We start from the raw sequence: 26,497 nt of genomic DNA on the forward strand, positions 1-26,497 counted from the left end.
AACATGAAACGAATCGTGATGAAGTTACTGGCGAGCGCGGCGTTCCTGACGCTCGCGGCCTGCGCGGTGCAACCCGCGATGCACGCGGATTTGCCGCATACGGTGCAGACGCTCGCGCCGGCCGCGTGGAGCGTCGACGCGCCGCAAGACAGCATGAACACCGATGCCTGGTGGGCGCAATTCGGCGACCCGGTGATGCATCAGCTGATCGAATCGGTGTTGACCGGCAACCTCGACGTGCAGGCCGCGGCCGAACGCGTGAAGCAGTCGCAGGACCTGGTGACGCAGAATCGCGCGGCGCTGCTGCCGGAGCTGAATGCGAACGCGGGCGCATCGACCGAGCGGCAGAACACGCCGCCGCCGCTCGGCTATGTGCGCCAGGCCGGCTTCGGCCTCGCCGCGAGCTGGACGCCGGACGTGTTCGGCGGCGAACGTCTCGCGGTGCTCGCCTCGCAGGCGCAGGTGTCGGGTAGCGTTGCGGCGCTGAACCAGTTACGGCTCGCGCTCGCCGCGAACACGGCGGCTGCGTATATCGATCTACGCTGGGCGCAGGCGCAATTGCAGATCCTCGACGACAACGAGCAGATTCGCAGCCGCGCGCTGAAGCTCACGCAGGAGCGTCTGCATTACGGCCTGTCGACGCAGCTCGACGTCGCCCGCGCGCAGAATCAGTTGCAGGACTTGCAGGCGCAGATTCCGCGTATGCAATCGGCGGTGCAGCATCAACTGAGTCTGATCGCCGTGTATTCGGGGCGAACGCCGGAAAGCCTCGATACGCTGCTGCTTTCCAACGCGCGCGAGATTCCGGTGCCTGCGCAAAGCGCGCCGCAGGTGTTGCCGTCCGACGCGTTGCTGCATCGACCCGACGTGCGCACCGCCTATGCGCTCGTCGAACAGCGTGCGGCGGAAGTGGGGGTATCGAAGGCGCAGCGCTATCCGCAGTTCAAGATCAACCTGACGAATGGGCTGCTCGCATCGTCGTACCTTGGCTTGCCGACGCTGACCGACAATCTGTTCAGCGCTGCGTTGAATGCGACGAGCCCGATCTTCAACGCCGGGCGCATCACCGCGAACATGGACGCGAGCGAGAGCCGCATGCGCGAATCGCAGCTCGGCTTGCAACAGACGATGTTGCAGGCGCTGAAGGAAGTCGAGGACAATCGCAGCGATCTCGTCAGCGGCGCGGTGCAGGTGCAGCGCCTGGCCGGTGCGCTCGATGCGTCGAATCACGCGCTGCGTTTGTCGACCGAGCTGTATAAGGGCGGTGCGTCGAGCTTCCTCGATGTGCTCGACGCGCAGGAAGCGTATCTGCGCGACTCGGAGTCGCTCAACCAGGCCCGTCGCGAGCACGCGCTTTCGGCGATCGCGCTGTACCGGTCGCTGGGGGGCGGGTGGGAGCAGGGGGAAACGGTGGCGGCGCAGTGAAGGCAGCGAGGCGCGTGACGCTGAACCGATCCCCCAATCTTTGCTACATTCCTGCACAAGCACCGAATATGCGGCACCCTGAAGATGCGTCCGCCAGCGACGCGCATGATCGGCAAATCGAAATCTTTCAAGAGGCTCAAGATGCGAATTCTGGTAGTAGGAGCGGGCGCGGTAGGTGGTTATTTCGGCGGACGTCTGGCCGCGGCGGGGCAGGACGTGACCTTCCTCGTACGCGCCGGTCGCGCGGAAAAGCTACGGAGCGACGGCCTCGTCATCAACAGCCCGCGCGGCAATCTCCAGTTGCCCGACGTGAAGACGATACTGGCCGGTGTCGCCGCCGAGCCGTTCGACCTCGTGCTGCTGAGCTGCAAGGCCTACAGTCTCGACGACGCGATCGATTCGTTCACGCCGTTCGTCGGCGAAGACACGCTGATCCTACCGATGCTCAACGGCATGCGCCATATCGACATGCTGACCGCGAGCTTCGGCAAGGAGCGCGTGCTCGGCGGTCAGTGCGTGATCGCCGCGACGCTCGATGCCGAGCAGCACATCGTGCATCTGAACGACATGCACGCGATCACGTTCGGCGAACTCGTGGGCGGCACCTCGGAGCGCACTGAGGCGATTGCCGATGCAATGTCCGGCGCGAACTTCGACGTCGCAATCAGCGACAACATCCTGCTGCGCATGTGGGAAAAATGGGTGTTCCTCGCCACATTGGCCGCGAGTACGTGCTTGATGCGCGGTTCGGTCGGCGATATCCTGGCTGCGCCGGACGGCAAGCGCGTGATTGAAAATCTGCTCGGCGAATGCCGCGCGGCGGCCGAGCACAACGGCTTCACGATGGCCGCGGACTTCGACGTGCGCGCCACCCAGGTGCTGCTGACGCCGTCGCCGCTGACCGCGTCGATGCTGCGCGACGTCGAAAACCGCTCGCACACCGAGGCGGATCATATCCTCGGCGACCTGATCTCGCGCGGCGGCGACGCGCAAAAGGACGAACACGGCGTGTCGCTGCTGCGCATCGCCTATAGTCATCTGAAGACGTACGAAGCTCGCCAGACCCGCACTTCCTGACGGCTCGCCGCGGCCAACGCGAACGCGGATCGGGCGGATGGCGCGACGCACGCGAGCGCCGCCGCAACCTGACGATCGGAGGTCAAGCATGCCGGCTCCAACTGGATCGGTGCCCGCGCTCAGCGCCGCTTCCGCGACCGTGTTCTCGATCGGCATCGTGTTTCTCGGCTACTGGGGTATGTATGAGCCGACTGCCTGGCACAAGGCCGACGTCGCGGTCTTTGTGCTCGCGCTGGCCGGCTTCGCGTGCCTGGGCCTCGTGCCATGGATGGCGACGAGTCCCGTCGAGCCGGAGAACAGCGACTCACGCGTGCGTATCGCGCGGCATCTGTTTCTCGCGGGCGTGACCGCAATCTGGCTCGCGGTGGCGGTTTCCGTGATCTTCTGAAGCTCCGCGAAGACGCGCCGCCGCTCACTCCGGCATCTTCCTGAACGAGACCGCAATGCGGTTGCAGCCGTTGATCGCAACGATCAGCGGCGTCAGGTCGCTGATTTCCTGCTCGCTGAAATGCGGCTTCACCGCGTCCCATACCGTATCCGGCACGCGCGTTTGCGCGACCAGCGTCACCGCCTCCGTCGATTCGAGCGCCGCGCGTTCGCGCGTCGGGCGTCCGTGGCGGTAAGCTTGCGTTCGCCACTGGTCGGTCGAAATAACCCTTTCGCCGTTATTTGAGGTAACCACCCGAATGGACATTCACATCGCGATCGAAGGCCATCACGATCTGTCCGGACAGATTTATCGGCAGTTGCGCGCGGGCATTCTCGAAGGGCGCCTTGCCGGCGGCACGCGTCTGCCGTCCACGCGCGATCTCGCGACGCAGCTCGGTGTGTCGCGCAAGACCACGCTCGACGTATTCGAGCGGCTGCTGTCAGAAGGTTATCTGAGCGCCCGCGCCGGTTCGGGCACCTTCGTCGCCGACGGACTCGAACGGTTGCCGGCCGAGCGTTCCGCCCACGCGCGCGCGGCGGCTCGTTCGAGCGAGCGGGCCGCCGCGCAAGCGAAGGCCGCCGCGCGCGCGCAGCCGCTGTGGGAGCAGATGCCCGACAGTCTGCCGTTGCCGCGGCCGTCGGTGCCGTCGCCGCTCGACTTTATCGGCGGCGCGACCGACAAGACGCTGTTTCCCTTCGACGTCTGGCGCCGCTGCGTGAATCATGCGCTACGCGGCCAGGCGCGCAGCCCCGGCACCTATCGCGACGCCGCGGGGGAGCAGCAGCTGCGGCTCGCGATCTCGCGCTACCTCGCTTTCAACCGTGCGGTGTCGAGCAACTGGGAAGACGTGATCGTCACGCAGGGCGCGCAGCACGCGCTCGATCTGATGGCGCGCATCACGCTGCGGCCCGGTGAAATCGCGGCCATCGAAGACCCCGGCTACCCGCCCGCGCATGCATGCTTCAAGGTGACCGGCGCGCGCGTGGTGCCGGTACCGGTCGATCGCGAAGGCCTGATCGTCGGCAAGCTGCCGGACAAGGCACGGCTCGTCTACGTGACGCCTTCGCATCAGTTTCCGCTCGGTATGCCGATGAGCCTCGAGCGTCGCGTCGAACTGCTCGAATGGGCGCAAAAGCGCGGCGCGGTCATCATCGAGGACGACTACGACTGCGAGTACCGTTTCGAAGGCCGGCCGATGGAGCCGCTGAAGAGCCTCGATCGCGCTGGCCTCGTCGCCTACGTCGGCACGTTTTCGAAGACGATCTTCCCCGAGCTGCGGATCGGCTACCTGGTGCCGCCCGCGTCGTTGCACGGCCCGCTGCTAAAGGCGCGGCAGATCGCCGATTGTCACGGCTGCACGCTGACGCAAACGGCGCTCGCGTCGTTCATGCTCAATGGCGACTTCGCGCGCCATCTGCGGCGTATGCACAAGGCTTACGCGGCCCGCCGCGCGATGCTGCTCGAGCATCTGCAAGGCGGTCTCGCACGCTGGTTCGAGCCGATCGTGCCGACCGCCGGCATCCATCTGGCGGCGCGGCTCAGGGGGCCGTTGGCGTCGCTCGGCGAAGAGGTGCTCGTTGCCGCCGCGCGTGAAGCGTCGATCGGCCTCTATGGACTCGCGCCATTTCACCATCGCGTGACACCGCAGCCTGGGTTGATCTTCGGCTATGGCAGCATCGCGGCCGAACATATCGACACGGCGCTGACGACGCTCGCCGACATCCTGCAGCGCATCGCACGCTGAAACGGAGCTCGCCGCAAGCGAGGCGTAGGCATCGTCGAAACGTTGGGGGGGCGTTGCTTGACCCGTCAAACGAAGAAAATGCCCTGTTTCAAGGGACGAAAACACCGGCTCGCCCCGACGCAACCGCCTCGAAACCACGGCCGAAACGAACTGTAACGAGCGTTACTCCTGCATGTCAAAGAGCTCGCCACGCACGTTTTAGGCGCTAAAACAGGGACTAAAACGTGTTGCACCGTCGGCGCCGCGCAAAAAACTTCGTCGCAATACATAAAAGAGTCGCGCAAATCGCTTTAGCGCTTGTAGAATCCGGCGTTGAAGCGTGCACATACGGTGTGCGCTTCGAGCAATTCACTGACCACAACAGGTAGGAGAAACATGCCGACTTCCGCAAAAAAGGTGGCCAAGAAGGCTGCTGCCCCGGTACCGACCAAGAAGGTTGCTGCAAAGAAAGTTCCTGCGAAGAAAGCCGTCGCAGCCAAGAAGGTCGCCGTGAAGGCGTCTGGCGCACCGTCGCCGATCAAGGACACCTTCACGAAGGCCTCGTTGGCAGCTCACATCGCTGAACGCGCTGCAGTGGAACCGAAGACCGCCAAGGCCGTGCTGGCCGCGCTCGAAGACACGATCCTCGGCACGGTGCACAAGAAGGGCGCTGGCGAATTCACGCTGTCGGGTCTGCTGAAGATCGTCGTGCAGGCTGTGCCGGCGAAGAAGAAGCGCTTCGGCAAGGACCCGTTCACGGGTGAAGAGCGCTGGTTCCCGGCCAAGCCGGCCAGCGTGCGCATCAAGACACGCGCGCTGAAGAAGCTGAAGGACGCAGCGGCAGCCTGAACGCGTTGCTCGCACGACTCAGGCGTCGGCATGGCGCTGTCGTGTTTAACCATGCCTGACGTTTGAGTGCGTGAAAAAGCGCCTGCATGCAGGTGATCGAAGTCCCCGTGGATGAAGATTCACGGGGACTTTTTTATGCGCTCGCTTCGTAGTGCGCGTCGAGTCCATTGGCGAAACGGCAAGCGCGCCCTCTCATAGTGTGCTCCCTGATGGCGCACACGCACCTGACTGGCGCATCATGATCCACGACAGTACGATCGAGGCAATCCGACGCCCTGCGGATGCGCCGTTAGGGGGCACGTCAACGCGCTCTATCCCGACACATTCAATGGCATAACGCTTGCTTAATCGAAGGTCGAATACCGAATGCGCAGCGCATTCGCCTTCTATTTGACAACAAGACTGGGGCTGACATGCGATGCTATGACGAGATGCGCCATCACGCCGATGGCGTACGGCCGCATTACGCGCGCTTTGAGCGATGGTTGGACAGTCAGGGCGATGAAGCGATCGCACGCAAGCGCGCGGAAGCGGACCTGCTGTTCCGGCGCGTCGGCATCACGTTCGCAGTAAACGGCGACCTGTCAGGCACCGAGCGGCTGATTCCCTTCGATCTGATTCCGCGCATCATCCCGCGCGGCGAATGGCAGACGCTCGAAGCGGGTTTGCGACAGCGCGTGCAGGCTCTCAATCTGTTTATCCACGACGTCTATCACGATCGCAACATCGTGCACGCGGGCATCGTGCCGGCCGACCAGGTCTATACCAACGCGCAGTATCGTCCCGAGATGCAGGGCGTCGACGTGCCGCTCGGTGTTTACGCGCATATCGCGGGCGTCGACGTGGTGCGCGCCGGCGATGAAGGAGAATTCTACGTACTCGAAGACAATCTGCGTGTGCCGTCGGGCGTGTCGTACATGCTCGAAAACCGCAAGATGATGATGCGGCTCTTCCCCGAACTGTTCGTGCAGAACCGCATCGCGCCGGTCGCGCATTATCCCGACCTGCTGCTCGATACGCTGCGCTCGGTCGCGCCCGCGGGCGTCGACGATCCGGTCGTCGTCGTGCTGACGCCGGGCATGTACAACTCCGCGTATTTCGAGCATACGTTCCTCGCGCAGCAGATGGGCGTCGAGCTCGTCGAAGGCAAGGATCTGTTCGTCGACGACAACTACGTGTTCATGCGCACCACGCAAGGACCGAAGCGCGTCGACGTGATCTACCGGCGCGTCGACGACGATTTTCTCGATCCGCTTGCGTTTCGCCCCGACTCCGCGCTCGGCGTACCGGGTCTGCTCACCGCCTATCGCGCCGGCCGCGTCGCGCTCGCGAACGCGATGGGCACCGGCATCGCCGACGACAAATCGATCTACCCGTACGTGCCCGACATGATCGCGTTTTATCTTGGCGAAAAGCCGATTCTGAACAACGTACCGACCTATCAGTGCCGTAAGCCCGAGGATCTCGCCTATACGCTCGCGCATCTGCCGGAGCTGGTGGTCAAGGAAGTGCACGGCGCGGGCGGCTACGGGATGCTGGTCGGCCCCGCCTCGACGAAGGCCGAAGTGGAGGCCTTCCGCGAGCGGCTGATCGCGCGTCCGGCCGGTTATATCGCACAGCCCACGCTGGCGCTGTCCGCGTGTCCGACTTTCGTCGAATCGGGCATCGCGCCGCGCCATATCGACCTGCGGCCGTTCGTGCTGTCGGGCAAGACCACCACGATGGTGGCGGGCGGCCTCACGCGGGTCGCGTTGCAGGAGGGCTCGCTCGTCGTCAATTCATCGCAGGGAGGCGGGACCAAGGACACCTGGATGGTCGACTGACGCGGTTGCCGCCGCGCTTTTCGCCTCGCTCGCAACAGAGCAGAGCAGGGCGCGACACTCGCAACCTGATGCGCGCTGGCGCTCAACGGATAACCAGCGCGGACCTTCGTCGCTGACGAAGGCCTCGCGCGTTCAGATCACAGACATGGAACGTCGTCATGCTTAGCCGAACCGCCGATCACCTCTTCTGGATGGCCCGCTATATGGAGCGTGCGGAGAACACCGCCCGCATGCTCGACATCAACCTGAAGGCGCAACTGCTGCCGCAGACGGCCGAACAGGAGGCTCGCGCGCAGCGCTCGGTGCTGCGCATCTCCGAGCTCGAAAGCGCCTTCGCGCAGCGCTACGACGAACCGACGCGCGAGCACATGCTCGACTTCATGATCGCCGACGCAAGTAATTCGTCGAGCATTCATTCGTGCCTGCAGGCCGCGCGTGAAAACGCCCGCGCGGTGCGCGGCACGCTGACGACCGAGTGGTGGGAAACCATCAACGACACGTGGCTCGAATTCAACGAGCGGCTCGCGAGCGGGCAGGCCGCGAGCAATCCGGGCTCGTTGTTCGAGTGGGTCAAGTTCCGCTCGCATCTGTCGCGCGGCGTGACGATCGGCACCGCGCTGCAGGACGACGCGTTCTTCTTCACGCAGCTAGGCACGTATCTGGAGCGCGCCGACAACACCGCGCGGATTCTCGATGTGCGTTTCGCGAACGTCGAGCCGAATTCACGCGACGCGGCGCGCCAGCTCGAGGACTTCTATTACTGGACCTCGATCCTGAGTTCGGTGTCGGCGCTCGAGATCTACCGCAGGGTATATCGCGACGTCGTGACGCCCGCGCGCGTCGTCGAGCTGATGATCCTCAATCAGCAGATGCCGCGCTCGCTGCTCGCCTCGCTCGACGGCGTGTGCAGCAATCTCGCGATGCTGCGCACCTCGGGCTCGAACCAGTGCGAGCGCTTCGCCGGCAAGCTGCGCGCCGAGCTGTTGTATGCCGACATCCGGCAGATTTTCGAAAGCGGTCTGCACGCCTATCTGACGCAGTTCCTCGCTCGCGTGTTCGATCTGGGCAATCTGGTGGCGCGTACTTATCTGATGCTGCCAGTGGCCTGACGGAGTTTTCTCATGTACCTGACGATCCGCCACGACACCTCTTACCGCTACGAAGCGACGGTTCACTATTCGATCCAGCAGTTGCGCCTGACGCCCGCGAGCGGCGCCGGACAGACCGTGCGGCGTTGGAACATCGACGCGCCGGGCAAGCTCGACGCGACGCTCGACGCCTACGGCAACGTGCTGCACACGCTCGTCATGAACAAGCCGCACGACGAGATTCATCTGCGCGTGTCGGGCGAGGTGGACACGATGCCGCTCGTCGACGGCGTGCTGGGTGATCCGCCCGGCCCGATTCCGCTCGAGCATTTCACCTGCGCGACGCGTCTGACCGAAGCCGACGGCGCGATCCGCGAACTGGCGGAGTCGGTGGCGAATCTGGCGAGCCCGGCAAGCCTGCTCACGCTGTCCGAGCAGATCGTGCAGCGCGTGCAGTACCGGCCCGGCGTGACCGAGGTCACGAGCACGGCCGCCGAGGCGCTCGCGCTCGGCAAAGGCGTGTGCCAGGACCATGCGCATCTGATGCTCGCGTGCTGCCGCGCGCGCGGCGTGCCGGCGCGCTACGTAAGCGGATATATCGAACCCGGCGACGTGCCGCATGGCGCGAGTCACGCGTGGGTCGACGTTTGGCTCGAAGGCAAAGGGTGGATTTCGATCGACGTCACGCATGCCGGGTTTGCCAGCGAGATCTACTGCCGGCTCGCGGTCGCCCGTGACTATGAGGCCGCGGCACCGGTGCGCGGCCGACGCATCGGCGGACTCGAAGAGGAGCTTCACGTGGCGGTGGCGGTCAGCGCGCAGATGTCGCAGTAGCCGCGTTGCAACGCCAACGCGCGCGACCGCATTTAACATTCCTGCCACGTGTTCGGAATCAGCTGCCAAAAAGCTGCAAAAAAGGGCCGTAAACACGGATAAAAGGCGCCTGTGCGCCGCATTACAATAGCCCCGTTCCTTTGCCTTCCGCGGATTCCTTATGACTTACTGCGTAGCGATGGCCGTCAACGACGGCCTCGTATTTTTGTCCGACACGCGTACCAATGCGGGCGTCGATCACATCAGTACCGCGCGCAAGATGTCGGTGTTCGAGCAACCCGGCGAACGCATGCTGGTGCTGCTCGGCGCCGGCAATCTGTCGATCACGCAAGCGGTGCTGCACGAGCTGTCCGAGCCCGCCGATGCCAGCGAGCCCACGCTGTGGAGCGTGCCGACCATGGCGGACGCCGCGCGCGTGGTCGGCAGCGCGGTGCGTCGCGTGCATGAGCGCGAGGCCGAGGCGATGCAGAAGTTCGGTGTCGACTTCAATTGCAGCTTCATTCTCGGCGGCCAGATCGCGGGCAACCGGATGCGCCTTTTCATGATCTACGCGGCGGGCAATTTCATCGAGGCGTCGGCCGTGAATCCGTATTTCCAGATCGGCGAGGCGAAGTATGGCAAGCCGATCATCGACCGGGTGCTGACGCCGTCCACACCGCTCGACGAGGCCGCGAAGTCCGCGCTGATCTCGATGGACTCGACGCTGCGCTCGAACCTGTCAGTGGGCTTGCCGCTCGATCTGCTCGTGTACGAGAAGGATGCGCTGCGGGTCACGCGGTTCGTGTCGATCGATCGCGACAACGCGTACTTCGACATGCTTCACCGCACGTGGGGCGAGCGTCTGCGCCAGGTGTTCGCCGAGATTCCCGATCCGGACTGGCAGCGGTCGCTGGATGCGCCGTCGCCGCAGTCGGAGCGGGCGCTGGTGCTATATCGCGCGCCGGTCGGCGCCGATGGCGTCGAGCATGAGCACGATGTGTCGCCCGCGCAGATTCTCGCGCAGGCCGACAAGGGCAAGGCGCAGCGGCGCTAGCTGCGTTGGGTTCGGAGCGCGGGTCAGGCTCGCTCGGGCCCGCACCACAACCTCAGGACGAAAAAAAACCAGCCATCGGCATCGCCTCTGGCTGGTTTCTGGTCTCTGGCTCCGCAGCCCGTCGGCTGCGTAGCAGGTCCGATTCGAAGTCCGATTAGAACTTGTGACGGATACCGAGGCTGACCATGACCTGGTTGCTGGTGCTCGACTGGTTGCCATACGAACCGATCGAAGCCGTGGACGAAACGAGTGCGCCCGTAGCCGGATCACGCTGGTCGCCGCTTGCATGCTGCCATGCGGCGACCGTGTACACGTCGGTGCGCTTCGACAACGAGTAGTCGCCGCCCAGCGAAACCTGGTTGTACGTTGCCTTCGCGTCGCCCGTACCGCGGGTGTACGCGTAGCCGATACCCAGCAGGGCTGCCGGCGTGATCTGGTAGCCGACGTACACGCGGCCGACGTTGAAGATCTGCGTCGACGTGAACGCCGATTGTGCGTCCGGCTTGTAGCGCGCGTTGCTGTACGACAGGTTAGCCGTCAACGGGCCCGTCACGTACTGAGCAGCTGCCGAAGCGATACTGATCGACTTCGCCGTGGTGTAAGCCTGGTTGATGCCTGCGTTGTTCGGGAAGTTCGTGTCGAACGTAGCGCCGGGGACCGTCGTGCTGTTCCAGCCCGTGCGGACAGGAAGGTTGGTGCTTGCGTTGTCAGTCCTCAGGTAGCCACCCGCGACGCTGAACGGACCCGTTGCGTACGTTGCTGCGCCGCCCCACGTTTGACCCGAACCCGTCGCGCCTGCGACGCCGCCCAGAGCGTACATGCCTTCGACCTGGAAGCCCGAAAACACCGGCGACACATACTTCAGCGAATTGTTCACGCGGAAGCTGTTGTCGTTGTTGTCGACGTCACCCGGCGTAGCGAACGTGCTGCCGAAGTAGTTGTCGCCCGTCAGCGGCTGGATCATGTCGACCAGCGGGTCGTATTGACGACCAGCTGTGAAGGTGCCCCAAGAGTCGCCCGTCAAACCGACGTAAGCCTGACGACCGAACATCAGGCCGCCTTGACCGAGCTTGCCGGTGTTGATGTCAAAGCCGTTTTCCAACTGGAAAATTGCCTTCAGGCCGCCGCCGAGGTCTTCCGTGCCCTTCAGGCCGAAACGGTTACCTTGCAGGTTGCCGCCAAACATTTGTACGAGGCTACCGCCGTTGGGCGTAGCGTTGTTCACGTACTGGACCGATTCATCCAGCACGCCATACAGGGTCACGCTGCTTTGCGCGTGAGCGATACCGGCGACGCCGAGGAGCGCCAGCGAGAGGGTAGACAGTGCGATTCGTTTCATCCATTTCTCCACGCAGATGATTGTTCGTTGTTGCGGAAAGCAGAATAGCTCAGCGGCTCGGCGGGGTAGAAACGGAAAAAAAAGAGTGTCGCCAAAAACTGACAATCGATGCAAACCCTTGTATTTAAAGCTCTCAACGATTGTTTCCATTTGCGCAACATTTATTGGTCTGATGTGCATTATTGTTGATTTGTTGATAGTGACTGGATGAACGAACGCACGATGAGCATCGATTTGTATGCTAAATGTAACCTAGTCGTGTCCACGTCCACTCGTCTTTGTAGTGAAATCATAAAAAGAGACGGCTGACGAAAGGACTGGACAGGCTGGACAGAAGGGGCGCGTTGTGTGTCCAGGCGCAATCGACTGGATTGACGGCACAACACGTGCATCTATCAGGGTATGGACGGTAGCGTGGTGAGAAGCGCCCGCTTCAGCGCCGGTCGGCGCCACGGCGCGCCATGGCCGCGGCCGTGAGCCCTGCGGCGGCCGCGAGCAGCACCGAGGTCCACGGGTTGCGTCGCACGTAGCGGTCGGCGGCCGTCGCCTGGCGGCGCGCTTCGACGAGGGCGGACGCCGCGAAACGGGTGGCTTGCGCTTCGGCGTCGAGCACCTTGCGCGTAACGTCCACCGCGGTCTCATGCGCGGAGCGCCTTTGCGCCGCCGCGTTGATTCCCGCGGGCAGCGGCGTAGCCGTTTGGCTGGCAACACCCACAGCAGCGGGAGCAGACGGCGCGGCATTTGCCGCGACGGTCGATGCCGCCAGTACCGACGCGAGCTTCGCGCGGCTGCCCGGCGGCGACTCGCCCTGCATGCCCCAGCCGCCACGCGGATCGTGCAGCCGGCCGCGCGCCGCCGAGAACTCCGCGCCGAGCAGCAGCACCAACGCCGAGAAGTACAGCCACATCAGCAGCACTGCGAGCGAGCCGGCCGCGCCGAACGCGCTGGCCATTCCCGCATGCGCGAGATACAGCGCGAACAGCTTCTTGCCAGCCGTGAACAACACGGCCGCGACGATGCCGCCCACCACCGCATCGCGCCACAGCACCCGAGCGTCGGGCAGAAACTTGAGCAGTCCGGCGAACGCGAAGATCAGCACGAACAGCCCGACGCCGAGCTGCAGCAGATTGCCGATCACGACATACGGCGAGTCGCCCCACAGCCAGTTGCCGATAAAGACGATCACCGTATCGAGCACCAGCGACACGATCAGCAGGAACGCGACGCCGAGCACGAGCCCGAACGAAATCAGTCGCACCCGCACCAGCGCGAGCCAACTGGAAGTGCGCGGCCCGCTGTACGGCCACACTATATTGAGCGCGCTGTTCAGCGACGAGAACGTCGCCGACGCGCCGATCGCCAGCAGCGAGAACGAGATGATCGTCGCGATGCCGCCTTTGGCGCCCGCGTGATGCGCGTTCTCGACGATCGTCTGCACGCCGGCCGCGGCCTGGTCGCCGATCAGCCCGTTGATGTGGCCGAACAGCTCGCCGCGCGCGGCCGCCGGGCCGAAGAACCAGCCGGCCACCGCGAGCACCATCACGAGCGTCGGCGCGAGCGAAAACGCCGCATAGAACGCGATGCTCGCCGCCAACGCAGGACAGCGGTTCTCCGCGAACTGCCGCAGTGCGCCCATCGCCCAATTGGCCTGATGACGCGCGGCCTGCTGGAGGTTCTCGCGAGAGAGCGTGTCGATGTCCATGATCGTGTCTGAATCGTGAGGGCGCCTTCAGGGTGTTTGCTTCGTTGCCTTTCGCAAACCTCGTGCCCGTCACTATACAAGTTAAGCGGCGCGCTGCATGGCCTGCGTTCATGGCCTGTTTTGCGGCCCGTTTTGCGGCCCGTTTCGCGGCCGCCCGCGCATACCGCTAGAATGCAGCGGGTTAATGTCACCTTTCCGCTCATCATGCATTCGCACGAACTCGTACAGCAACTGGACGTCATCGAGCGCGACCAGTGGAGCGCGCATCTGCCCGCGCATGTCATCGAACAATTGCCGGCGCGCGGGATCACGGTGTTCGCCGTCACCGACGACGCCTCCGACACCGCCGCATTCAGCGCTCGCTACGGCTTCGGTCTCGAAGACTGCGCGAACACGATCGTGATCCGCTACAGGAAAGAGGGTGGCGAGCACTATGCGGCGCTCGTGTCGCTCGGCTCGCGGCGGCTCGACATCAACGGCGCGGTGAAGGCCGCGCTCGGCGCACAGCGGCTGTCATTCGCGAAGCGCGAGGCGGCGGTCGAGCATAGCCAGATGGAGTTCGGCGCAATTACCGCGTTCGGTCTGCCGGCCGACTGGCGCATCCTCGTCGACGCCGCCGTGATGGAGCGTGCGCAGATCGTGATGGGCGCCGGCGTGCGTGCGGCCAAGCTGCTGACGTCGCCCGACATGCTGCGGCAATGGCCGCGCTGCGAGGTGGCGGCGCTGACGCTGCCTGCGGACGGAAACCCGCAACCTTGAAGCCGCACTGAAGTTTTCCTCCGTCGAGCCGTTAATCCCGACAACGACATGAAACGTTTGCGGCGTCCGTTCGCGCGGACAGCCGCCGACCACGACAAGGGATACGGAAGATGGAACGGTTTCGCCTGAAAGTGCGGCTGTGGCTCGCGCTCGCGGTGATGTGCATGGGCATTCTGGCGATCGGCCTGTGGGGGGCGTTCAAGACACGAGACACGATGATCGCCGATCGCGAGGGCGAGCTGAAGAACGTGGTCAGCATCGCGTACAGCGTGCTCGATCGCTACAACGCGCTCGTCGCGGCCGGCACGATGCCGCTCGCCGATGCGCAGCGCGCCGCGATGGACGACCTGCGCGCAATGCGCTACGACGGTGCCGGCGGCTATCTCGTGCTCGAAGACAGCCAGGCGCACGTGCTGATGCATGCCACGCGCGCCGACCTCGTCGGCAAGGACATGACCAACGTCACCGATCCGGACGGCCGCCACGTGTTCAAGGAAGGTTCCGAGCAAACGCAGCGCGAAGGCGAGGCCTTCGTCCATCTGCAGTTCCCGAAGCCCGGCACCGACAAGCTTGCGCCGAAGATCAACTACATGCGGCTTTACAAGCCGTGGGACTGGACCATCGTCACCGGCGTCTTCACGGACGACATCGACGGCGTGTTCTACCGCACCCTCGTGCAATACGTGATCGCGGCGGTGGTGCTTTGCGCGCTCGTGTCACTGGTGATCGGCGTGATTCTGCGCAGCATTCTGCGTCAGCTTGGCGGCGAACCGGCGTACGCGCTGCAGATCGCGTCGCGTATCGCGGACGGCGACCTCGACGTGGTCGTCGACGCGAAGGCCGGCGACAGCACGAGCCTGCTCGCCGCGATGAAACGGATGCAGCAGCGTCTCGCGCAGGCGATCGAGCAGATTCGCGCCGGCGCGACGCTGATTTCGTCGGTATCGAACGAGATCGCCGCGGGCAATTCGGACCTGTCGCGCCGCACCGAGCAGCAGGCGGCCGCGCTCGGCGAGACCGCGTCGAGCATGGAGCAGATCACCGCGACCGTGCGTCAGAACGCCGACAACGCGAAGCAGGCGAGCCAGCTCTCGCACAACGCGTCGGAGACCGCGGCGCGCGGCGGCGCGGTGGTCGGTCAGGTGATCGACACGATGCGCGGGATTTCACAGTCGTCGCACCGGATCGGCGACATCATCGGCGTGATCGAAGGGATTGCGTTCCAAACCAATATTCTCGCGTTGAACGCGGCCGTCGAGGCGGCGCGCGCGGGCGAGGAGGGCCGCGGTTTCGCGGTGGTCGCGGGCGAAGTGCGCACGCTCGCGCAACGCAGCGCGGCGGCCGCGAAGGAGATCAAGGCGCTGATCGAGGAATCGGCCGCGCAGATCGCGGGCGGTTCGGAGCACGTCGGACGCGCGGGTGACACGATGCAGGAAGTCGTGCAGGCGGTACGTCGTGTCAACGACATCATGGGCGAGATCAGCGCGGCGTCGGCCGAGCAGACCTCGGGCATCGAGCAGGTCAACATCGCGGTCGCGAGCATGGATCAGACGACGCAGCAGAATGCGGCGCTCGTCGAGGAGGCGAGCGCGGCGGCCGATGTGCTGAAGACGCAGACCGGGCAGTTGTCGGCGGCGATCGCGGTGTTCCGGTTGCCCGAGCAGCGCTAAAGCACCAGGCCGCATTGTCGACGCGCGCGAGAATTCACCGCGCGCGGGCTCGCAACGCGGTGCGTGCCTCACGCCAAGCCGATCCCCGCGCGGCTCAACAATTGGCGGTTGCGCTCCGACAGATTCTTCATGCGCAATTGCTTGCCTGCCTTGCGATAGCGCTCGGCCAGACCCTGCAACGCGGCGAGCGCCGAATGATCGGCGAGCAGCAGGTGACTGCAATCGACGGTCACGCTCGCCGGGTCGCGCGCCGGATCGAACAGCTCGTGAAAGCGCGTCGTCGACGCGAAAAACAGCGTGCCGCGCGGCACATAGGTCTTATGGCCCGCTCGATCCTCGGCATGCGTGTGAATTTCGCGCGCGTGCTGCCACGCGAAGTTGAGCGCGGCGATCACGATGCCGCACATCACCGCGATCGCGAGATCGGCAAACACGGTGATGACCGTGACCGCGACGATCACGAGCGCGTCGTTGCGCGGCACCTTGCCGAGCACGCGCAGCGATCCCCACGCGAAGGTTTGCTGCGCGACCACGAACATCACGCCCACCAGCGCCGCGAGCGGAATTCGCTCGATCAGCGGCGACAGGAACAGGATGTACAGCAGGATCATCACGCCGCTGACGATTCCCGACAGCCGCGAGCGTCCCCCCGAATTCAGGTTGATCATGGTCTGGCCGATCATCGCGCAACCGCCCATGCCGCCGAACAGCCCCGATGCGAGGTTCGCCGCGCCGAGCGCGACGCATTCGCGATTCGGCTGACCGCGCGTTTCGGTGATTTCGTCGGTCAGGTTGAACGTCAGCAGCGTTTCGAGCAGACCGACGATCGCGATCAGCACGGCGTACGGCAGGATGATGCGAAGCGTCTCGAGATCGAGCGGCACGTCGGGCAGATGCAGCGTCGGCAGATTGCCGGCGACATGCGCCATGTCGCCGAGCGTGCGCGTCGGCAGATGCAGCAGCTGCGTGAAAAGGCCGATGCCGAGAATGGCCATGAGCGCCGGTGGCACGGCTCGCGTAAGTCGAGGCAGCAGATAGACGATCGCCATCGTCAGCGCGACGAGCGCGCACATCGTCGCGAGCGCGCTGCCGTGCAGCCAGGCTTCGCCGTGCGGCGTGACCGTTTTGAAGTGAGCGAGCTGCGCGGTCGCGATGACGATCGCGAGTCCGTTGACGAAGCCGAGCATGACCGGATGCGGGACCATGCGGATCAGTTTGCCGAGCCGCAATATGCCGAACAGCATCATCAGGAGGCCGCTCACGATCACGGTCGCAAGCAGATACTGCGCGCCGTGCTCGACGACGAGCGCGACGATCACGACGGCCATCGAGCCCGCCGCGCCCGAAATCATGCCGGGACGTCCGCCAAATAGCGCGGTGACGGTGCAGATAAAGAATGCGCCGTACAGACCCATCAACGGATTCAGATGGGCGACGAGCGCAAAGGCGATGCATTCGGGCACCAGCGCGAACGACGAGGTCAAGCCTGCGAGCACGTTGCTGCGAATGCCGGACAGCCACGCGGGCCGACCGGAAGCGGGACTAGCGGTGTTCATGTTCTACGAGGTGGCGCGCGAGCGCAATGCTGAGGCTTGTATGGGCTGCGCTGAACTGGCGTGGCAACGCGCGGCTGCGCGAAGGATTGCGTCCGCTGGGCGCGGACGGTTGACGAAAGGCGTGAATTCTACCGTAGCGCGATGAACGGCGCTGGCGAAGCGGACGAGAACGCTATGGCCTGAACGCGCGGCGCGGATCTGTCGCGCAATCGCGCGGTGCGCTCGCGCCACAAGTCCGCAAGAGGGAAAGCTCCGCTCGGATACTCAGATAATCAGCCGCGACACCTTCGTGCCCTCGAGCGACACGCCGGCCATCAAGCCGCCGTTGGTCAGCACGAAAGCCTGCACCGGGCTCGTCGCGGTCGACGAATCGACCGCTCCGTTCGCGCCGACTTTCAGCACGGCGACGGTCGCATTCGCGCCGACTGCCCAGCCCTGGCTGTGCATGAATTCGTCGAGCGCTTCCTGCGTCATGAACAGAAACACGAGCGCCTTCGACTGTGCGCCGATCTGCAACCCGAACGAGCCCGCGACCGTGCTGTAGTAGCCGACCGTGCGGCCGCCGATGCGCATCGCCCCTTCACCATACTGTCCGCCGACCCAGAAGCCGGCCGAGATCACCGATGGAAACACCAGCACGCCACGCGCTTTCGCAACGAGCTCACGCGCACCGTCGACGTTTTCGTAGAGACGCGCGAGCGTCGAGTCGACGCCGGCGTTGATCGTGTCGCGCTTGCCGGCGTTGGCAGACGGCGATGCGTTCGAGGACGGCGAAGTCGTCGTGCAACCGGTGAGGCTCAGGCCTGCGACGGCCAATGCAGCGCTGCCGGTCATGATGAATTGTCGTCTGCGCATGACGGTTTTCCTTTGCGTTTCTCACGCGTGTTGTACGTTTTGGAAGAGTGCGGCGAGTCGCCTGCTTTGCTTTGTTCTCATCTGTACGCTGGAGGTTCCGTGCGCGCGGTCATCGCAGCCGGGCGGCGGCGTGCCGCGACGTTCGCATCGCGGACCTCACCGCTCAAATAGCAGATAGCGTGCCCAAGGGCCGCGCCGCCTTGCGCGAGAGCGGCGCGGCCATTGCAGTTCGGGTTATTGCGCCGCTTTCCGTCACGCGCCGTCGCTACGCCGTTGGGCGAATGTTCTGGTTATGGCGGAACAGGTTGCGCGGATCGTAGCGGTTCTTCACGGCGACGAGCCGCTCATAGTTGGGCCCATAGGCATCCGCGATACGGCCGCCTTCCTCCTGCGTCATGAAGTTGACGTACACGCTGCCTAGCGCAAAGGGGCGCGACGCGTCGAAAAAGTCGCGCGCCCATTTGACACAGCGCTCGTCGTCGCGCGCATCGTCCCAGCGGCCGTGCACGTTCATCGCGTATTGCGTCTCGCGACTTGGGTAAGCGGTCGCATCGACCGCCACGCGCTGCGTTTGCGCGCCGATCAAGCCGAAGAAAATTTCGCATTGCGCGGACGGCAGTGTGTCGATCGCGCGGATCAGCGCGTCGATCAGTCCATCGTCGATGGTGGCGAGGTTGTGCGACTTCCAGTAGTTGCGCGCGCCCGGCGTGAGCAGCGGATCGAAGGCCTGTTGCCAAACTTCATAAGGCATCGGACCGAGATGTTCGCCGAGCGGCTTGCCGAAGCCGCGCACGGCTTCCACCGCGGCTGGGCCTTTTTCGACCGGCCCGTTGTAGCACATCGCCAACACGAGCACGGGTTGGCCGTGCACGTCGGGCGGCAGGAACGGCAGCGGTGGCGCGAGCCGCGCGACGGCCCAGACGGCCAGCTCGTCGGGCATCGCGGGCACGGCATCGCGGTATTTGATCAGCGCTTCCTTCGCGTCGGCGAGCGGCAACACGACGAGGCCGCCATACACGAGCGGGCCGACCTCATGCAGCGCGAACTCGAATAGCGTAACGACGCCGAAATTGCCGCCGCCGCCGCGAATCGCCCAGAACAGATCGTCGTGCGAAGTGGCGCTCAGGCGGCGCAATTCACCGTCCGCGGTGACGATGTCGGCCGCAACGAGGTTGTCGACCGTCATGCCGTAGCGGCGGCTCAACCAGCCGAAGCCGCCGCCGAGCGTCAGACCCGCGACGCCGGTCGTCGAGTTGATACCGAGCGGCGTCGCGAGTCCGAATGCCTGCGCTTCGTGATCTAGATCGTGCAGCGTCGCGCCCGGTTCGACATAGGCGCGCCGCGCTTGCGGGTCGATGCGCACCGATTTCATCGTGGACAGATCGAGCACGAGGCCGTCGTCGCACACAGCGCTACCGCCGATGTTGTGGCCGCCGCCGCGAATCGCGAGCGGCAGGCCGTTGTCACGCGCGAAGGCGACGCCGCGGCGCACGTCGGCAACACCCGCGCAGCGCAGGATCATCGCGGGAGAACGGTCGATCATTGCGTTCCAGATGCTGCGCGCCGTGTCGAAGCCCGGCGTGTCGGGCAGCAGAAGCTGACCGCGAAGTCCGGATTTGAATTCGTCGACCGCGCTGCTGGAGATAGTAACCATGTTGTACCTCGTCGAAGAGGGGAAGGCGCTCGCAGAACACTGCTCCGCAGACCAACCAAAAATGCGGGCGGTGAATGAAAGCGGATTGAGAGGTTCGGCTGCGTGCAGTAAACGGGGCGACGCGTCGAAGTCAAACAAAGGTTTACCCGCGTTCGTGGGCGATTCCGCGCGGTGGCTCGCGGGGACAGGCTTTTGCGGGCAGGGCAACGACGATACGCGGCGGTACTGCCGAAGATGGTGGGAATGCTCCGGGAAAAGCGTGCGCGCTGATGTGTTGGTTATCCGACGCGCTGGTGGTTGTGCCACGACACTTTGCATATGGGCGTGGCTCGTGATCGCGTGCGACCGAGACACACGTTCGACGACTGTGCGAGGTAGCGCACATCGCGACAGCAATTTTCGCGACGCACGCGCATTGCCCGACGACGCGTAATGTTTCGCACGCGCGTTTCGGTGATTTTCATTGCGTTGTCTATTGGGTTGCTCTCATTGGGTTTTTCCTATTTCTATTTTTATGTGCGAATGGCCACATGAATAAAACCAATGATGTGTAAATGGTCAGTATTTGTCCGATAAAACCAAAGGCTAATTTTCGTTTTTCTGATCAGATTGCATTAGGCGCGAAATTTTTTAACTTCCTGTCTGAAGAATGTGGAGTAGCGGATTTGGCGGGCGGATCGTCGTTTAACGCCGCCTGACGGGCCATATCGGCAATATCGCATTGCGTGGTCTAGCGCACGGTCGAGCGATTGCGCTGCGAATAACTTCAACGTCCATCAAGCCTCGCTGTGCGGCTCTCACGATCACGTGCGCGCACGGCCAGCCGATTCTCTCGAAGCACGCCAAATCGGACCGGGGATTTTCCGTGAGAGAAGTGTTTAGTGCGAACGAATTTTTAATTCGCATAAAGCGAAGCTGCGCAAAGGCTTTGACTTTTCGTTTTGTTGACGAGCGGAGATTCACTCGTTAATTGGACCGGTCTTTTTGGTGAAATAATTCGGAGAGTGAAATGAAGAAGCAAAGCGGGGACGCGTGGATATTGGGAACGCGACGGGCGGCTTTGGCGGTCGCGGTCAGTCTTTATGCGGCGATGGCGGGTGCGCAGACGAATTCGGGGAGCACCGCCGCGCCGGCAACGGATCCCGCAGTGATGGTGCTCGCCGAGGCTAGAGTGCACGGCGGATGTTCGTCGGGCGGCGGGCCGGGCTGCACGTCGCAGGGATTCGGGCAGCTCGGGGCGGGCGCCTTCGGCGTCGCGGCGGCGGGGCTCGGCCCGACATCGCCCACCGGCTCGCCGGCGGGCAACGGGACGTCCTCGACGGGCACGGGAAGCGGTGGCGGGAATAGCTCGGCTAATTCCGGCCCGGGCGGGGTGGGCCCGGGAAATACCGGCGGCAACAACGGCAACGGCGGTGCCGGCGATAACGGTAACGGCGGCGCGGGTAGCGGTGGTGGCGGGAATGGCTCGGGGAATGGCGGCACGGGCGGCGATGGCGGCGGTACCGGAGGCGGTGATAACGGCGGGGACGGTGGTGGGGATGGTGGTCATGGTCATGGTCATGGGCATGGGCATGGGCATGGCGGCGATGGTGACGGCGATGGCGGCCATGGACATGGCCACGGTGGTGATGGTGATGGTGATGGTGACGGCGGTCATGGTCATGGTCATGGGCATGGGCATGGTCATGGTCATGGTCATGGGCACGGCGGCGATGGTGACGGCGATGGCGGCCATGGTCATGGGCACGGCGGTGATGGTGATGGCGATGGCGGTCACGGCCATGGGCACGGTGGCGATGGTGACGGCGATGGCGGCCATGGTCATGGGCACGGCGGCGATGGTGACGGCGATGGCGGCCATGGACATGGCCACGGCGGTGATGGTGACGGCGATGGCGGCCATGGACATGGCCACGGTGGTGACGGCGATGGCGGTCACGGTCATGGCCACGGTGGTGATGGTGATAGCGGCCATGGCCAAGGCGGTGACGGTGACGGCGATGGCGGTCGCGGTCATGGTCACGCTGGCGATGGTGACGGCGATGGCGGTCACGGTCATGGTCACGCTGGCGATGGTGACGGCGATGGCGGTCACGGTCATGGTCACGCTGGCGATGGTGACGGCGATGGAGGCCATGGCCATGGGCACGGCGGTGATGGTGCCGGCGATGGCGGTCATGGCCATGGCCAAGGTGGTGATGGTGATGGCGGTCGTGGCCACGGTGACGGCGGCCGCGGCGATGGCGGCCACGGCGCCAGCGGTCATGGCGACGGCGGTCATGGCGACGGCGGTCATGGCGACGGCGGTCATGGTGACGGCGGCCACGGCAGCAGCGGTGGCGAAGGCAAAGGCGGTTCCGGCCACGGCGGCCATGGTGGTGAAGGCGGCGGCCAGGGCAACGGCGGTTCCGGCAACGGTGGCCATGGCGGTGAAGGCGGTGGCGGCCAGGGCAACGGCGGCTCCGGCCACGGCGGCCATGGTGGTGAAGGCGGCGGCCAGGGTAACGGCGGTTCCGGCAACGGTGGCCATGGCGGTGAAGGCGGTGGCGGCCAGGGCAACGGCGGCTCCGGCCACGGCGGCCATGGTGGTGAAGGCGGCGGCCAGGGTAACGGTGGTTCCGGAAACGGTGGCCATGGCGGTGAAGGCGGTGGCGGCCAGGGCAACGGCGGCTCCGGCCACGGCGGCCATGGTGGTGAAGGCGGCGGCCAGGGCAACGGCGGTTCCGGCAACGGTGGCCATGGCGGTGAAGGCGGTGGCGGCCAGGGCAACGGCGGCTCCGGCCACGGCGGCCATGGCGGTGAAGGCGGCGGTGGCCAGGGCAACGGCGGCTCCGGCAACGGCGGCCATGGTGGCGGCGAAGGCAACGGCGGCTCCGGCAACGGAGGCCATGGTGGCCGTGGCGGCAACGGCGGCAACGGCGGCAACGGCGGCAACGGCGGCGGTCAAGGCAGCGGCGGCCACGGTGGCGGCTACGGCGGCGGTGGCTCCGGCAATGGTGGCCACGGCGGCGGCAACCACTAACCAGTGGCAGGAGTCCCGCGAACCTTGCGGGGCTCCCGAGGGTGGAGGCCGGCGCCGCCCGGCCTCCACATCGACCGCGCTCGCGCGCCGCGGGGAGTTTGCAGCGAAAGAGCCAGCAAAAAACCCAGCCAGCGAACCGGCAAACCAATCCGCAAACAAAAAACCAACCAGGCAACAAAGTGGACGGCCCCCGCCGTCCACTCAACTCCTCAACTCGATCACTCTCTGCTGTACCACCAGAAAAACCCTCTCCCCCAGAACGCGCCCCGTCTCACGCGCGCCTCCGGTAAAACTACCGAACGCCGGCAGCACCCCCCGATCGATCCCAAAGCGAAAGCACGGTACACGCGCTGAATCGGTCCGCGTCGCGATCCGAAGGACCGGATGCACATGCCCCGCGAGCACATACGCGTGATCGACCGTATGCGGGCGATGGCACAGCGCCTAGGCCCCGATATGCCACGGCTCGCGCACGGACTCGACATCCAACGTAAGCGGCAACGCACCGGCATGCCGATCGTGATTGCCCTCGACGAGCACCACGCGCCTCGACGCATGCCGCGCGCGCCACGCATGCAACGCATCGAGCGTGAGCGTCGACAGCGACTCGCGCGCATGCAGCAGGATCGCCGAGAAACACCAGCGTCGTCGGCTCGAACTCGGTGATCAGACGTTCGATCCGCAGCAGATTCTCCGCGGTCGAACCAGTCGGCACTGGAATGCCGCGCGCGCGAAACACCGCATCCTTACCGAAATGCGCATCGGCGATAAAAAGCGCGCGCAGCGCCGGATCGAAACACGCGCGCAAGCTCGACAGCACGAGAGGTCGTCCGCCGACGTCGATCGCGAGCGAGGTCGGCTTCATCGTTGCGCCGCCCGTTCGGGCTCGGCCAGCACTCGCTCGACGCGATCGGCGAGCTTCTAGGTGCTGACTTTTTCGCGCAGGCGTCCGACGATCAACGGAAACGCGAACGGGGTCGGCTTCTTGGGCCGCGTGAGCACGACGCGGTTCGCGTTCATTCGTTCGAGCGCAATACGAATGCGCCGCACGTCGAGTTCCTGCAGCAGTACTTCGGTGTCGGCCTGGCCCAGCAGCAGATTGCCGCGATCGTGCTGACGAAAGATCTCGTAGAAAAGCCCGCTCGATGCCTGCCATTGCCGCGCGCTCTTCTGCTGTCCCGGATGCGCCTGAAACACGAGTCCCGACACTCGTGCAATCTCGCGAAAACGTCGCAAGGAGAGTTCGGACGAATTGAGGCTCGCAAGAATGTCGTGATCGAGTTCGTCAGGTGAAAGCAGGCCATCCTGTAATTGCGCGGCCCAATCGAAAGCCTGCGCGCACAGCAATTCGAAACCGTAGTCGTTGATCGAAATCGAAAACGTGCCGGGCTTGTCGCGCGCGACTCGCCACGCGAGCAGAGCGCCAAGTCCGATATGCGCAATGCGTCTCGCGAACGGATAGCAGAAGAAGTGGTGACCCTCGCGCGATTTGAGCAGCTCGACGACGAGTACGTCCGGCTCGGGCAACGCCGACCACTTCTGCTGCAATTCGAGCAGCGGCCGCACCGCGCGCAATTCCGGTTCGTCGTAGATGCCGTCGGCGGCGCGCGCGAGCATCGTCAATGTGGCGTCGGCGAGCTCGGACGATAGCGGCATGCGGCTGCCGGCCCATTGCAGCGGCGCGCCGCCGCCTTCGACGAAACCCAGCGTCCAGTCGAACTCCTGCTGCGTCAGATCACGATATGCATAGGTATGCAGAAGTTCATCGTACAGCTCGAGCGCGTCGAAGCCACCGCCGATCGCAACGGTGACAGGGTGCTGCACCAGCACGTCGAACGGCATTGCGGCGTATCGCGGCTTTCGATCTGCTGCTTGTCGACGGCTTCACGCGCGGCCGCCGCTTCGATCAATTCGAGCGCATGCGTCGGCACGATCGTCACGCGAGACGGCAAACCGGGCGCATGTCCCGAGCGGCCCGCGCGCCGCATCAAGCGCGCGACGCCTTTTGGCGAGCCGATCTGGAACACCTGTTCCACCGGTAGAAAATCGACGCCGAGGTCGAGACTAGACGTACACACGACAACCTTTAGCAAGCCGTTCTTCAACCCACGTTCGACCCACTCGCGTACCTGCTGATCGAGCGAGCCGTGATGCAGCGCGATCACTCCGGCCCACTCGGGGCGCGCATCGACCCGCGCCTGTTGCGCGCGGCTGCGCGGAATCCGGCGCGGCCTTGGCGCGCGAACACGCTCGTCGGAGGGGGCTGGCGCTGCGCAGGGATCGCAAGCGGGGTCGTCGGAATGGGCCGGCTCGGTCATCGAAAGCGTTCTCAACGGGTGTGGCGGATTCGCTTGCCGGCGACTCGCGCCGGACGTTCATGTGGGCCGCGGGGTCGCGCGACGGTTCAGCGAGGTTCCTGATGGGCGCGCAACGACCCGCGGCATCGGGCAATATGTGGGAGCCTCGGCCGACACCCGATCCGTTACAATCAAACGGACTACCCCACTGGAGATTCGCTTTGAAATCACTCGTTGCTTTGCTGGCCGCAGCCGTTCTGTCCTCGACCGCGATGGCTGCCGCGCCGACCACGGAGAAGCTGCCGTCCGGCGTCATCGTCGAACATCTGACGCAAGGCATGGGCCCGCAACCGTCCGCGACCGACGTGGTAAAGGTCAACTATCGCGGCACGCTGCCCAACGGCACCGAATTCGATAGCTCGGCCAAGCATGGCGGGCCGGCCACGTTCCCGCTCAATCGCGTGATTCCGTGCTGGACGCAAGGCGTGCAGAAGATGAAAGTCGGCGGCAAGGCGCGACTCACGTGCCCGGCGGCGACCGCATACGGCGATCGCGGCGTCGGCCCGATTCCGCCGAATACCGATCTGACCTTCGAAGTCGAACTGGTCGACATCGTCAAATAAAGCACGCGAGCGGCGCTAAAGATGCACTGACACCCGAGCCTCGCTGCGCCAATCGCAGCGAGGCTTTTTTATGGGCGCCGAATGGCCTGCCAGGGGATTCACCATGAAACGTGACAAAAGTAGCGTGCAGGTGGCCAGCATTGGTTTTACCGGCAAGAGCGCCCAGAAATTTTTCGGTTTGCTGAAGGACGCCCATGTGCGCACGGTGCTCGACGTTCGCCTCAACAACACGTCGCAACTCGCGGGCTTTGCGAAAAAGCAGGATCTGCCTTACTTTCTCGACCAGTTGTGCAATGCGGCGTACGTGGAAATACCGGAACTGGCTCCCGAGCCGGACCTGCTCAAACGCTACCAGGGCAAGCAATTGAGCTGGGAGAACTTTCGGGAGGAATATTTCGACCTCATCGCGTGCCGCCGCGTGGAAAGTAATCTGGATATCGCGCTATTCGAATCGGCTTGCCTGCTTTGCAGTGAACATTTACCACATCATTGCCATCGGATGTTTGCGCTCGAATATCTGAACCAGCACTGGAATAGTCGTCTTTCCGTTACACATTTGACCTGACGGGCGCCGATCGGGCCAGGTTACGTTTTTCCGCCTCATTGGCCGGCGGCTTTCCGTGCCGGCAGGTTACATCTCGCCGGCCGCGCCCGCGGTTCCTTCAGTAGCCCGAATGGTTGCGGGGCGCGAAACGTGGAAAAGCGCGTCCAGTACGCATGTTTTTTCAATGCGTGCGC

Annotated in this window: 19 protein-coding genes and 3 pseudogenes; 13 read left to right on the forward strand and 9 right to left on the reverse strand. The window is 64.5% G+C overall.

Features of this window, described 5'->3' with window-relative positions:
* Positions 1–3: 3 nt before the first annotated feature.
* From OKW27_RS11310 to OKW27_RS11320, 3 genes are all read left to right on the forward strand, one after another.
* Positions 4–1,425, forward strand: a complete 1,422-nt coding sequence (locus OKW27_RS11310) for an efflux transporter outer membrane subunit (protein WP_429333514.1) — start codon at positions 4–6, stop codon at positions 1,423–1,425.
* Between the two features lie 141 nt (positions 1,426–1,566).
* Positions 1,567–2,502, forward strand: coding sequence for a 2-dehydropantoate 2-reductase (panE, locus tag OKW27_RS11315; protein WP_429333515.1), 936 nt, complete (start codon positions 1,567–1,569; stop codon positions 2,500–2,502).
* 88 nt (positions 2,503–2,590) lie between these two features.
* Positions 2,591–2,890: a hypothetical protein gene (locus tag OKW27_RS11320; RefSeq protein ID WP_090807148.1), complete on the forward strand. Its 300-nt coding sequence runs from the start codon at positions 2,591–2,593 to the stop codon at positions 2,888–2,890.
* A gap of 24 nt (positions 2,891–2,914) precedes the next feature.
* Here the strand turns inward: OKW27_RS11320 and OKW27_RS11325 are convergent.
* Positions 2,915–3,103 (reverse strand): annotated as a pseudogene (locus OKW27_RS11325) (carboxymuconolactone decarboxylase family protein); the annotation flags it as partial.
* 85 nt (positions 3,104–3,188) lie between these two features.
* Here OKW27_RS11325 and OKW27_RS11330 point away from each other — a divergent pair.
* From OKW27_RS11330 to OKW27_RS11355, 6 genes are all read left to right on the forward strand, one after another.
* A complete protein-coding gene (locus OKW27_RS11330; protein ID WP_429333516.1) occupies positions 3,189–4,676 on the forward strand; it encodes a PLP-dependent aminotransferase family protein in 1,488 nt (495 codons plus the stop codon).
* A 375-nt stretch (positions 4,677–5,051) separates the two neighbouring features.
* A complete protein-coding gene (locus OKW27_RS11335; protein ID WP_090807144.1) occupies positions 5,052–5,504 on the forward strand; it encodes an HU family DNA-binding protein in 453 nt (150 codons plus the stop codon).
* Positions 5,505–5,917: 413 nt separating this feature from the next.
* Positions 5,918–7,327, forward strand: coding sequence for a circularly permuted type 2 ATP-grasp protein (locus tag OKW27_RS11340; protein WP_090807142.1), 1,410 nt, complete (start codon positions 5,918–5,920; stop codon positions 7,325–7,327).
* Positions 7,328–7,485: 158 nt separating this feature from the next.
* Positions 7,486–8,436 carry an alpha-E domain-containing protein gene (locus OKW27_RS11345; RefSeq protein WP_090807140.1) on the forward strand — a complete coding sequence of 317 codons (951 nt, stop codon included), beginning with the start codon at positions 7,486–7,488 and terminating at the stop codon, positions 8,434–8,436.
* A 12-nt stretch (positions 8,437–8,448) separates the two neighbouring features.
* Complete coding sequence (locus OKW27_RS11350) at positions 8,449–9,249, forward strand: transglutaminase family protein (RefSeq protein ID WP_429333517.1); 801 nt, start codon at positions 8,449–8,451, stop codon at positions 9,247–9,249.
* 160 nt (positions 9,250–9,409) lie between these two features.
* Positions 9,410–10,282 carry a peptidase gene (locus OKW27_RS11355; protein WP_429333518.1) on the forward strand — a complete coding sequence of 291 codons (873 nt, stop codon included), beginning with the start codon at positions 9,410–9,412 and terminating at the stop codon, positions 10,280–10,282.
* Positions 10,283–10,436: 154 nt separating this feature from the next.
* Here OKW27_RS11355 and OKW27_RS11360 read toward each other — a convergent pair whose 3' ends face one another.
* Both OKW27_RS11360 and OKW27_RS11365 read right to left on the reverse strand, forming a co-directional pair.
* On the reverse strand, positions 10,437–11,621 hold the full coding sequence (locus tag OKW27_RS11360) for a porin (RefSeq protein WP_429333519.1): 1,185 nt from the start codon (positions 11,619–11,621) through the stop codon (positions 10,437–10,439).
* Positions 11,622–12,054: 433 nt separating this feature from the next.
* The gene (locus OKW27_RS11365; protein WP_090807133.1) at positions 12,055–13,323 is read right to left on the reverse strand and encodes a YihY/virulence factor BrkB family protein; all 1,269 of its coding nucleotides are present in this window, start codon (positions 13,321–13,323) and stop codon (positions 12,055–12,057) included.
* A 204-nt stretch (positions 13,324–13,527) separates the two neighbouring features.
* On the opposite strand from OKW27_RS11365, the gene OKW27_RS11370 reads away from it, so the two are divergent.
* A complete protein-coding gene (locus OKW27_RS11370) occupies positions 13,528–14,082 on the forward strand; it encodes a YbaK/EbsC family protein (RefSeq protein ID WP_187611309.1) in 555 nt (184 codons plus the stop codon).
* 110 nt (positions 14,083–14,192) lie between these two features.
* Positions 14,193–15,752 carry a methyl-accepting chemotaxis protein gene (locus OKW27_RS11375; RefSeq protein ID WP_429333520.1) on the forward strand — a complete coding sequence of 520 codons (1,560 nt, stop codon included), beginning with the start codon at positions 14,193–14,195 and terminating at the stop codon, positions 15,750–15,752.
* Positions 15,753–15,820: 68 nt separating this feature from the next.
* On the opposite strand, the gene OKW27_RS11380 is transcribed toward OKW27_RS11375, so the two are convergent.
* From OKW27_RS11380 to OKW27_RS11405, 6 genes and pseudogenes are all read right to left on the reverse strand, one after another.
* Positions 15,821–17,308 (reverse strand): SulP family inorganic anion transporter, encoded by a 1,488-nt coding sequence (locus OKW27_RS11380; protein WP_429333521.1) that lies wholly within the window; start codon positions 17,306–17,308, stop codon positions 15,821–15,823.
* A 264-nt stretch (positions 17,309–17,572) separates the two neighbouring features.
* Complete coding sequence (locus OKW27_RS11385) at positions 17,573–18,163, reverse strand: BPSL1445 family SYLF domain-containing lipoprotein (protein ID WP_184007138.1); 591 nt, start codon at positions 18,161–18,163, stop codon at positions 17,573–17,575.
* A gap of 265 nt (positions 18,164–18,428) precedes the next feature.
* Positions 18,429–19,817: an FAD-binding oxidoreductase gene (locus OKW27_RS11390; protein WP_429333522.1), complete on the reverse strand. Its 1,389-nt coding sequence runs from the start codon at positions 19,815–19,817 to the stop codon at positions 18,429–18,431.
* An 895-nt stretch (positions 19,818–20,712) separates the two neighbouring features.
* The gene (locus OKW27_RS11395; protein WP_429333523.1) at positions 20,713–22,821 is read right to left on the reverse strand and encodes a hypothetical protein; all 2,109 of its coding nucleotides are present in this window, start codon (positions 22,819–22,821) and stop codon (positions 20,713–20,715) included.
* A 219-nt stretch (positions 22,822–23,040) separates the two neighbouring features.
* Positions 23,041–23,704 (reverse strand): annotated as a pseudogene (gene pdeM / locus OKW27_RS11400) (ligase-associated DNA damage response endonuclease PdeM).
* A 56-nt stretch (positions 23,705–23,760) separates the two neighbouring features.
* Positions 23,761–25,040 (reverse strand): annotated as a pseudogene (locus OKW27_RS11405) (helicase-related protein); the annotation flags it as partial.
* A 368-nt stretch (positions 25,041–25,408) separates the two neighbouring features.
* Between OKW27_RS11405 and OKW27_RS11410 the strand changes: the two are divergent.
* Both OKW27_RS11410 and OKW27_RS11415 read left to right on the forward strand, forming a co-directional pair.
* Positions 25,409–25,759: an FKBP-type peptidyl-prolyl cis-trans isomerase gene (locus tag OKW27_RS11410; protein WP_429334584.1), complete on the forward strand. Its 351-nt coding sequence runs from the start codon at positions 25,409–25,411 to the stop codon at positions 25,757–25,759.
* A gap of 103 nt (positions 25,760–25,862) precedes the next feature.
* Positions 25,863–26,324: a DUF488 family protein gene (locus OKW27_RS11415; protein WP_429334585.1), complete on the forward strand. Its 462-nt coding sequence runs from the start codon at positions 25,863–25,865 to the stop codon at positions 26,322–26,324.
* The last annotated feature ends 173 nt before the right edge of the window (positions 26,325–26,497 follow it).

The sequence above is a fragment of the Paraburkholderia sp. 35.1 genome (assembly GCF_050436525.1).
Lineage (GTDB): Bacteria > Pseudomonadota > Gammaproteobacteria > Burkholderiales > Burkholderiaceae > Paraburkholderia > Paraburkholderia tuberum.